Source organism: Neobacillus sp. NPDC058068 (assembly GCF_042885335.1).
Taxonomy (GTDB): domain Bacteria; phylum Bacillota; class Bacilli; order Bacillales; family Cytobacillaceae; genus Neobacillus.
Window position 1 is genome coordinate 37744 of the sequence record NZ_JBHVSI010000004.1, and the last position, 10518, is coordinate 48261.

The 10518-nt window shown below is 37.3% G+C and carries 8 protein-coding genes; 4 read left to right on the plus strand and 4 right to left on the minus strand.

Annotation, left to right across the window (positions count from 1 at the left end):
• Positions 1–225: 225 nt before the first annotated feature.
• Positions 226–633, plus strand: a complete 408-nt coding sequence (locus tag ACFVSW_RS06035; RefSeq protein WP_387314098.1) for an InlB B-repeat-containing protein — start codon at positions 226–228, stop codon at positions 631–633.
• A gap of 69 nt (positions 634–702) precedes the next feature.
• Positions 703–1089: a hypothetical protein gene (locus ACFVSW_RS06040; RefSeq protein WP_387313496.1), complete on the plus strand. Its 387-nt coding sequence runs from the start codon at positions 703–705 to the stop codon at positions 1087–1089.
• A gap of 484 nt (positions 1090–1573) precedes the next feature.
• On the opposite strand, the gene ACFVSW_RS06045 is transcribed toward ACFVSW_RS06040, so the two are convergent.
• The 4 genes from ACFVSW_RS06045 to ACFVSW_RS06060 all read right to left on the minus strand — a co-directional run bounded on the left by ACFVSW_RS06045 (position 1574) and on the right by ACFVSW_RS06060 (position 7021).
• The gene (locus ACFVSW_RS06045) at positions 1574–3838 is read right to left on the minus strand and encodes an alpha-galactosidase (protein ID WP_387313499.1); all 2265 of its coding nucleotides are present in this window, start codon (positions 3836–3838) and stop codon (positions 1574–1576) included.
• A 52-nt stretch (positions 3839–3890) separates the two neighbouring features.
• Positions 3891–4706: a carbohydrate ABC transporter permease gene (locus ACFVSW_RS06050; protein ID WP_387313501.1), complete on the minus strand. Its 816-nt coding sequence runs from the start codon at positions 4704–4706 to the stop codon at positions 3891–3893.
• Complete coding sequence (locus tag ACFVSW_RS06055; RefSeq protein WP_387313503.1) at positions 4703–5653, minus strand: carbohydrate ABC transporter permease; 951 nt, start codon at positions 5651–5653, stop codon at positions 4703–4705. The genes ACFVSW_RS06050 and ACFVSW_RS06055 overlap by 4 nt, the downstream gene beginning before the upstream one ends.
• Positions 5654–5764: 111 nt before the next feature.
• On the minus strand, positions 5765–7021 hold the full coding sequence (locus tag ACFVSW_RS06060) for an ABC transporter substrate-binding protein (RefSeq protein ID WP_387313506.1): 1257 nt from the start codon (positions 7019–7021) through the stop codon (positions 5765–5767).
• Positions 7022–7194: 173 nt separating this feature from the next.
• Between ACFVSW_RS06060 and ACFVSW_RS06065 the strand changes: the two genes are divergently transcribed.
• Both ACFVSW_RS06065 and ACFVSW_RS06070 read left to right on the plus strand, forming a co-directional pair.
• Positions 7195–8946 carry a cache domain-containing sensor histidine kinase gene (locus ACFVSW_RS06065; protein ID WP_387313508.1) on the plus strand — a complete coding sequence of 584 codons (1752 nt, stop codon included), beginning with the start codon at positions 7195–7197 and terminating at the stop codon, positions 8944–8946.
• A complete protein-coding gene (locus tag ACFVSW_RS06070) occupies positions 8924–10429 on the plus strand; it encodes a response regulator transcription factor (protein ID WP_387313510.1) in 1506 nt (501 codons plus the stop codon). Before ACFVSW_RS06065 ends, ACFVSW_RS06070 begins: the two co-directional genes overlap by 23 nt.
• Positions 10430–10518 lie beyond the last annotated feature (89 nt).

Sequence of the window (10518 nt, forward strand, 5' to 3'; positions counted from 1 at the left end):
ATGGGGAGATTTTAAAGACAGATAGGGTTGCTCATGGAGGAACCGCCAAGGCGCCGAAAGACCCTGCTCGTAGGATATGTATTTCAGGGCTGGAGCAGATTTTTTGATAATGTTGTCGAATATCCCATTTATGAGGTGGCCTACTATCCTGTAACGTACATGGACGGGGATCAGGTTTTACACAGAGTGATATACCGATACGGTTCAGATTTTTGATCTACCTAAATCCCTGAAAAACCAGGGTATACATTTGCAGGCTGGTATAAAGATACACGCTTCCAAGAATTATTTTCAGACCAAACCAGCGTAGACTCAGATATGAATTTATATGCAAAGTTTATCAAAAACCCTTCTACACCAAGTAAGGTTACAGTATCTAATAATGGATATGACCAGTTAAAACTTTCCTGGGCTCCGGTAATCGGAGCTAATAAATATGAAATCTACAGGGCTACATCTAAAAATAGATCTTACAGCCCCGTTTCGGTTGTATCCGGTAATACTACAAGTGCTATTATGAATAATTTGGATACCGGAACCGCCTACTATTTTAAGGTTGCAGCCTTATATGAATCTAACGGCCAGACCATCTATGGTGATTACTCTAATGTTGTAAGTGCTGCACCCCGTTGAGATACCATAACTTCCGTTAAAGCTTCGGCCGTTAGGTATGACCAGATTAAACTAACCTGGAAACAAGTAATGGGCGGAATGGGATATGAGGTTTATCGATCTTCTTCAGCCAATGGAAGCTATAAACTTGTTCAAACAATAACAAATAGCAGTACGTTAAGTTTTACAAACACCAGTTTGGCAACAGGGACCAATTATTATTACAAGATTCGGGCCTATCGCCTCGTAAATGGGAAGCGAGTATATGGATCTTTTTCCTCGATTGTCAGCGGCAAGCCTACGTTAGCACAGGTTACGTCAGTAAAGGCAAATTCCCAAGGCTACGATAAAATCCTGGTAAAATGGTCAAAATTAAATGGTGCGAGCGGATCAAGTGTATCGTTCAACAACAAAGAATGGTCCTTACGGCAGTCTAATAACGATAGCGAATGGCAGCACGGTAAGTTATATAAATAGTAAGGTTACAACGGGAACAACGTATTATTACAAAGTCAGGGCCTATCGCTTGGTAAGTGAAAAGAAAGTTTTTGGCCTCTATTCAAGTATTACTAGTGGCAAAGCCCAATTACCGACGCCTTCCCGTTTTCAGGCAAAAAAAAATTAACTCTACTTCTAATATGCTGTCTTGGTCACCTTCTACGGGAGCAAATGGTTATGAGTTATTCCGGGCTACATCCAAGAATGGAAAGTATAGTAAGATAGCCACAATCAAAAATGGAAAGTCAGTAAGATATACAAATAAAAAATTACAAAAGCGGATAATATATTAATATAAGATTCGCAGTTACCGTATAGCGGGCGGAAAGAAAGTATATAACAGTTATACACACATTATCACTTTCAAAAATTAATGCAAAGCTGTCCAATGGCACCTAAAAAAAACGAAAAGAAATGTCCTATAAGAACAGGCCATTTCTTTTCGTTTTTAAGGTGGATAATTTTATATTTCAGCTTCCATCTTAAATATTCTTGAAGAAAAATCTCCACCGAAATCAATTCCTTCAGCGTCAAGACCTGAATATTCACCATCCATAATGATTCCTGCATTCATCAATTCATTGCCAAAGCGCTTGCCCACTTTCCCTTCAATCTTGTATTGATAATCAGGATTCAGTCCTTTCAATAGTAGTTTTGAATATCCTGGGTTTGGTTTGGCAAGTACTTGGTAATAACCAGCTATCGCTTGTTTTTGATCTTGCGAAACAACGACCCAAGCAGTGACATTCCCAGCATCTTCGAATGGACTTTTTAAGCGATAAAATGTTCCATTCTGAATAATGTCTCTATTCTCTTTATAAAAATTAATTTGTTTCCTTAATTGTTGCTTTTCTTCCTCAGGCATTTTCGTCACGTCTAATTCATAACCGAACATGCCAAAGTATGCCACATTCGCCCTAGTTTCAAGGCTAGTGCTCCTCTTCACCTGATGGTTTGGAACCGCAGAAACATGAGCACCCATGGAACTCAACGGATAGACGACTGATGTTCCATACTGGATTTTCAATCGTTCGATTGCATCGGTATCATCACTCGTCCATGCTTGCGGAGCATAATAAAGCATACCCGGGTCAAATCTTGCTCCTCCGCTCGCACAGGATTCAAATAAAACATGTGGGAATTCACTCGTTAAGCGATCATATAAATCATAGACTCCTAGAATATACCGGTGAGGGACCTCCTTTTGCCTGTCTGCAGGCAGGCCCGCTGAACCGATTTCTGTCATATAACGGTTCATATCCCATTTCACATAAGAAATAGGTGCCGCTCTTAATAGGGCAGACATCCTCTCATAAATATGGTCGACTACTTCTCTCCGTGAAAAATCGAGGACAAATTGATTTCTACCATGTGAGGAATGTCGATTAGGTACATGGATAATCCAATCAGGATGTTGGCTGTACAGTTCACTTACTTTCGATACCATTTCCGGTTCGAACCAAAAGCCGAATTTCAACCCTAATTTAGTGATTTTTTCCGCTAAACCAACAATTCCATTTGGTAACTTTTGAATATTTGGATACCAGTCTCCAAGTGAAGTCTTATCGGTATCACGATTCCCAAACCATCCATCATCGAGGACAAATAACTCGATGCCAAGGTCTTTGGCTGTGTTTGCAATCGTAAGAATTTTTCCTTCATCAAAATCGAAATAAGTAGCCTCCCAGTTATTGATTAATACTGGTCTTGTCTTATCTCTCCACTCTCCTTTAGCAAGGCGTGTCCGGTATAATTTATGATAGGTCTGGCTCATCCCATTTATGCCTTGATCGGAGTAAACCATGACCACTTCCGGTGTTTGAAAACTCTCGCCACTTTCAAGTTTCCAATTAAAATCAAAAGGATGAATACCCATCATAATACGCGATACATCATATTGATCCACTTCAATTTGTGCTAAAAAATTACCGCTGTATACAAAGCTGAAGCCAAATACCTCACCAATATGCTCATTAGTTTCTTTTCTTTTTAATGCCACGAAAGGATTTTGCTGCGTACTGCTTGTACCTCTTGTACTTGAAATACTTTGTATCCCAGGACGAAGAGGTCTTGACAACAGATGCCGCTCCCGTGCCCACGAACCTGAAAGCTGAATCATCTCAAAGTCAGAATCAAAGAAATCAACACTTGTGCTCATCGCTCTGGAAAGGTCCAATGAAAGCTTGCCATGATTAATAAATTTCGTGCTTCGTGTAAGAACATTTAATTCCTTATAAACGGTATAAAGCAAAATGATGTCCATATCAATCAGCTTGTCATGAAGCGTAATTTCAAGTGTTACCGCCTCATCGCCGTTTTCTGTATATGTAGCTGGAAGCCCGTCTAATTTTGGTTTTCCATCATAGATCTGATGACTTTTGTATTCAAAGTTGGTAATGCGGCTTCCATTTTTTTGATGGATTTGATAGGCGGGTTCACGATAATCCGTTGTCCCATAAGCAGGATATTCCTGCTTTAACATATCTAGAGAAAAGGCTAAGTCCCCCTCATAAACGCAGGAGCTAGTTGCCTTTGGCTCGATGACAATTAAATGAGAGTAGGATTCACTATGATGGATTCGCTTTCCATAATAGATATGGCCCAATTGCTTATTTCTTAAAATGTTGAATATATAGCTAAAATCCTTCCCCTGAATATGAAACTCTTTTGTGTCCTCATTGTAACGGACTAATCCAGAAGATTGTGTATTAACCGGCACTCTGAACATCTCGATCTCTCCTTGTTTGAATCGTTTTCAAATCTGTTTTCCATCATTGATTTTAATCCTTAACAGCACCTGCAGATAATCCTTGAATAAAGTATCTTTGCAGAAACAAATAAAGAATCGTAAGCGGGAGCATCCCCAATAATGAACCAGCCGCAACCCAACCTAGGTTACTATTAAATTGAGAAAAGAATTGGGATAAAGCAACCGTAATCGTCAACCTTTCACTATCTTGCAAGAAGAAAACAGAAAACTGATAATCGTTCCAGATTGCAACGCCGGTAAGAATAACAACCGTCACGGTCACCGGCTTTAATAATGGAAGGAGAATTTTGAAAAACAACCCAATTCGCGAAGCTCCGTCAATCATTGCAGCCTCATCTAACTCACGGGGAATCGTATTGATAAATCCTGTGTATAAAAAGATTGTGATTGGAAGGTTAAACGTTACATTTAACACAATCATCGCCCAATATGAATTTAAGCCCCCAAGGTCTATAATAAATTTATAAAGCGGAACAAGGATGGTTAACGGAGGAACGATCAAGGCAGATATGAAAATGATATACATGACCTTGTTGAACCTTGTCTGGTACCTAGCAAGCGGATAGGATGCACAAGCCCCAATAATAATCACTAGAATCACAGAAATAACGGTAATGACAATGTTGTTAAAAAAGGCTTTACCAAGATGCGCATATTCCCAGGCATTTTTAAAGTTATCAAGATATAAGTAGTTTGGAAATTGCCACTTTGAGCTCAAATCACTATCACTTTTAAATGACGTACTCATTAGTAAATAGAGAGGGATGGCATGAAAAATACTAATTATGATCGATGTAACAATAATTAGATTTCTCTTTTTATTCATCGTGTAATCTCCCTCCTTCTCAAATAAACGAGTGCGAATAAACTTATACAGCTGATCATGATAAACATGAGATTTCCTAATGACGCTGCATACCCAGCATCCTGTCTGGCGAAGTACGTTTGATACATCATCGTTGACAGCGACTGTGAAGCATATCCTGGTCCACCGTTTGTCATCGCAATAATCACATCAAATAACTTAAGTCCGCCAATGACGTTTAACACGATATTAATCGTGATCGATGGTGCAAGCATTGGCAATGTAATATGGATAAACCTTTTAAAAGATGAAGCCCCGTCTAGCTGTGCAGCTTCATAATAATCATGTGGAATCGATTGCAGCCCCGCAAGGTAAATGGTCATGGCAATACCAAGAAATTGAAAGGTATTAACAAATGTTATAAGCCATACATTTACATTCGGCATCGCAAGTAAATTAATCGGTTTGTCCGTAAAAAGAAGGATAATGTCATTCAGAGCTCCCCCGTTAAATTGGAATATAAAATACCAAATATACCCCATAATCAGCGGGCTGATAATGACTGGTAAATAGATGATGGTTCTTGTTAAACCTCTAGTTTTCAAGCTTTTATTTAATAAAAGCGCATATCCAAGCCCAATCAAATTTTGAAAGAAGGTGCTCCCTAATCCATAGATCAGTGTATTTTTTATAACGGTAAAAATATTTGAATCTGTTAGCATGCGCTTATAATTTTCAAAACCAATCCAGCTGGATGTTTGAGAATAGCCATCCCAGTTTGTAAAGGAAATGATGACTCCTTTTACAAAAGGATAAAATATAAAAATACTGAAAAGCAGTAGTGCCGGTAAATACATTAAATTAATCAAAAAAATGGATTTCTTCTTATTATTGATCAACTGCCTAGGGGAGACAGTTTCTTTAGGAATGGTTGATTGGCTGCTTGTATGACTGACTTCGTTCTGCATGTTAGTTCTGTCCCCTTTCTTTCATTATTACAAAAAGGGGAGAAACTCCCCCCTTTTTTATGACATAAATATTGTATCGACTTTGAGAATTGTTCAGCTCCAGTGCTTTTCTTATTTCTTATTAAGTCGATTAACCTCTTCTTCCATCTTTTTCGAATAGTCAGCTGGAGTAATATTTCCTGCAATTAGATCTTCTCCAAGGGTACACATTACATCCCACATCCCATTTGGAAGGAATACACGGTCAAAATATGGGAAAACTCTAGCATCCTTATATTTATCGTAGTATTCAGCAAACTCTCCGCCTGCAGAAATACTCTTGAATGGTGCAGGGGCAAGTGTGGTATCAGAAATTTTCTTAATGTTATCTGCTTTTGCAACAAATTCTAATAATTTCTTTGCTTCTTTCTCGTGCTTTGTATCTTTCCAAAGACCTAAAGTGAAGCGTTCACCACCGACGAATGCTGCCTCATCCCCACCATGAATCGATGGAATCGGGAAAACTCCCATCTTTGCATTCGGATTTATTTTTTTCACATCAGCAATTGATGCTGGCGCATGAAGGGCAAAGGCCAATTTATTTTCAGCAAACAATCTAGCCTCATCTACATATTTTGCTGTTAACATATCTTGGTTAATAAGCTTCTTATCATACAATTTCTTAAAGTTATCTGGAAGGAAGGTCCATTTTGACCAATCAAACGTCCCGTTTTCCAATGCCTCCGCGTCATTGTTTTTTGCACTGATTAATAATGGAGTAGCAAAGTAATCAAAATATTGTCCAATGGTCCAATTGTCTAATCCGGCAAAATAGAATGGGTACACTTCACCATTGCTTTCTTTTACCATTTTCTCGGAGGCAGCGACAAGCTCATCAAATGTTTTTGGAATATCGATGTTATATTTGTTTAATACATCGACATTATAAAGAACTCCTTCTTTAGCTTCATTTAATGGCAGAACATATAGTTTTCCGTCTTTATCTGTAATAACCGGTTTGATTGTATCAGATAAATCCACAGCCCATTTTTCTTCGCTTAAGTCAGCTAAATAGTCACCATAGCGCTTAATGGCCCAGCCGTGAGTGTCAAATAAATCTGGCAAATCGTTAGATGCCATTTTCATCTTTAAGAGATTTTCATAGTTTGACGGAAATTGCAAATCTACTTTAATTGAAGGATTTTCACTTTCGAATGCTTTTACCACCTCTGTCAAAGCATTTTTCATCCCTTGATCAGCAGTGTTTGACATAACGGTCAATTTCACTTTGTCATTACTAGTACTTGTCTTCTTCGTCCCATCATTCGAACAGCCAAACAATCCGATGCATAAAAGCATAATCAGGACTAGTGCAAGACTCTTCTTCATTTTTATTCCCCCTGTTTTTGTTTTTTACGTAAGTACTTTGTTGTTAATATATAGATTAACATTCCGGAAATCGCTTTCATATGTACTAATTCTACACTTAGTGCGCTCATTTTTAATATTGACAATTTTTTAATAATTACCTATCCTTGATACAAATAAAGGAGTTTATAAAAATGAAAACACGGTCTCTTCAATCTAAGTTAACAATATTTTATGGTTTAACCATTTTTGTTCCCATTCTGATTTTTTCTTTTATTCTTCCATATTATTATCAGCATTTGATTGAAAGAGAAACTCAAGCATTAACAGAGAATACATTAACCGTGGCCACTCGGAATATAGAAACCTATTTGGATGATTTAGAGAGACTCACAATTGTTCCTTATTTTAATAATAGTTTGATGAAAGCACTTAATTTAAAAGCATCCAGTGAATACCCGCAAAACGACCTATCCACTAAAAGGTTTGTGGAAAAAACACTTTCTTCTTCCCTGCAGACTTACTTTCAAAATTTACAAAAGGACAATGCCGGCACCATCCTATTGACAAATGACAATTCAGTATATGTCGAAAATGCGGGCCTAACCAGCTCTGTACCTGATTACCCCTACAAGGACCAGGAATGGTTCAGAAAAACAATCGCCTTAAATGGAAAAGCGGCCTTTATTAGTGCACACAAGCAAGATTATTTGACTTCTCCTGCTGCAGAAGAAGTATTTTCCGTGGCCCGCTTGATAAAGGATCCCGAGTCCCTTGCTCCTCTTGCCGTTATTATGGCGGATGCAGACACCAGTGTCCTAAACCAGCTTTTTAATTACTTAAACTTTGATGTGAAGTCATATGGAGCGATCCTAAATGAGAATAACGAATTATTTTATTCCAGCTCTCAGCTTCCATTTAGTATGTTGTTACAATTGCAAGAAGGGAAGACAACAATTAAAAGCGAAGATGATTCATATGTCCTAGTTTCAAAGATGATTCGTCCTGCTAACTGGAAGGTGGTCGTTTTACTATCTAAATCCGAGCTTAATAAGAAAGTTAAGTGGATGTATCTGACAGGGATTCTTTTTGCTTTCGCCGGCTTGTTATTAACTTTTCTGCTGTTTTTTGTTCTATCGCGTCGGATTGTAAACCCTTTCAAACAGTTGATTAAAGGAATGAACAAAGTCGAACAAGGTGATTTTAGTGTAAGAGTCCATGCTAGCGGAAACGATGAAATTACACAGTTGGGCAACTCTTTTAATAGTATGGTAGATAAAATTAACGACCTAATTGACCGGGAGTACAAAGCAGTTCTAAGTCAACGAAATGCAGAGTTTAGGGCATTGCAATCTCAGATCCAACCCCATTTTTTATTCAATACTCTCAATGGCTTCATCGCTTTAAATCGAATGGGGGATCGAAATACACTTGAAGATGCAATTTACTCGCTGAGTAAAATGCTTCGCTATAGCTTAAAACAGGAAGACTGGACAACCTTGAAAGCAGATTTTGAATTTATAAAAAGCTATTGCAGCATTCAACAGTTACGCTTTGATGATCGTTTAAAGGTAAATTTTCACCTTGATGAACAAATAGAAAATTATCTAATTCCAACACTGTTGATCCAGCCGTTTGTAGAAAATGCCATTATTCACGGTGTCGAACCTTGTACACACCCGTGTACCTTGAACATATCAGCAAAAGTAATTAAACAGGAACAAGAGCAGTATTTAGAAATTCGTATTCAAGATGATGGTGTTGGATTTAATGCAGACCAGATATTCGAAAGCAATAGTATTGGAATTACAAATGTTCGTGAGCGTTTAAAAATTATTTATCCGTCCTCGTCCTTTCAAATTACAAGCTCAATTCATAATGGAACCATTGTTATAATCCAAATTCCTGAAATGGGTGTGAAAAATGAAAGTAATGCTAGTAGATGATGAAAGGCTAATAAGAATTAGTTTAAAAAGCATGCTAGAAGAGAGCCGATTTCCTATTCAAATGATTGAGGAGGCTGCAAACGGCACAGAAATGGTCGAGAAAATAAAAAATTGGCAGCCGGATATTGCTTTCGTTGATATTCAAATGCCTGGTTTAAATGGACTCGATGCTATAAAAATTGTCCAAGCTTTGTCACCTTGTACTCAATGGATTATTTTAACTGGATACTCCGAATTTAGTTATGCCCGTGAAGCGCTTGATATTGGTGTCTCTGGATACTTATTAAAGCCTGTCAGCCCAGATGAATTACATATTGGACTTGAAAAAGCAAAAAATAGTCGCCAAGGATATCTATCTAAATTAAATCGAGAATTTGAGAATGAAATGAGTTCTTATTTTCACGGACTTTGTACGATCAAGGAAATAACCAAGAAATTCGTCAATTCAAACTATCAATTGACCATTTTTTATATTGATAGCCATTTAGAAGAAAGCGAAAGAACAATGCGGGTTACAAATTTCTGCACCCAACTTCAAACTATCATAAATGATTGCCAATCAAATAATACACGATTTGCATTGTTCGCATTATCCAATAAAGAATTAGCTTTAATTACAATATGGGGCCTGTCAGAAATACAAGATGGAGGAGAAGCGATAAAGAAATGCCTTCAAAAGATTGAAGAAATATTACCATTTAACTGTAGTGATGATTTCTCACTTACGATGATTTCAAGCTCATCTTCAAAAATAGGCGGCACTCTAAATATAGTAAAAGAAATTAGAGACGTATCATCACTTCGAACTGTTTACGGCATTAATCAAAAATGGACTTTAGGACAATTAAAGCAGATAAAACAGCAAAAAGGGGTATATCAGCTTAGCTCTATGTTAATTAAACTATCCGAATTTTACAGCAATCGAGTCTCATTAAACTTTCTAAAAATATTAAATGATCTTGAAAAAAAGTTTACCGGTATTGAATTTAATAAAGTAAAAACAAGCCTCAGACAATTCCTTTCTGTCGCCATTCCTTGCCAGCTTGACTTAAATGGAACGGCTTCTGATTGGATTGGGGTTCTCCGGAATTGTAGTGAAAATCTTTTAAATGATCCGATTCAAGAAGAGGACCGGAGCCAGCACCTGGTCGAACAGGTTATCATGTATATTGACGAACATTATATGGATGATATTGGTATTGGACAAATTGCCCAGGAACTGCATGTTACCCCAAATTATTTAAGCACGTTATTTCATAAAAAAATGGGGACTACATTTACAAAATACTTAACGACAAGCCGCATCTTAAAGGCAAAGGAACTGTTAGCAGATCCAAGAAACAATGTACAAAGGGTAGCCGAACTAGTCGGCTATTACAGTACCAGGCATTTTACAAAACTATTTACCGAATTAGTTGGCTGTTATCCTTCTGAATACCAGAAAAATCTTAAAAATAACAGAAAAAGACTACAAGGAAGCTAGTAAGAAAACTTTTAATATAAATCTAGAAAACTTGTTAATTTTTTATATGATTATCCTAAACATGTAAAAGTGCCCAAAATTTTCGATTT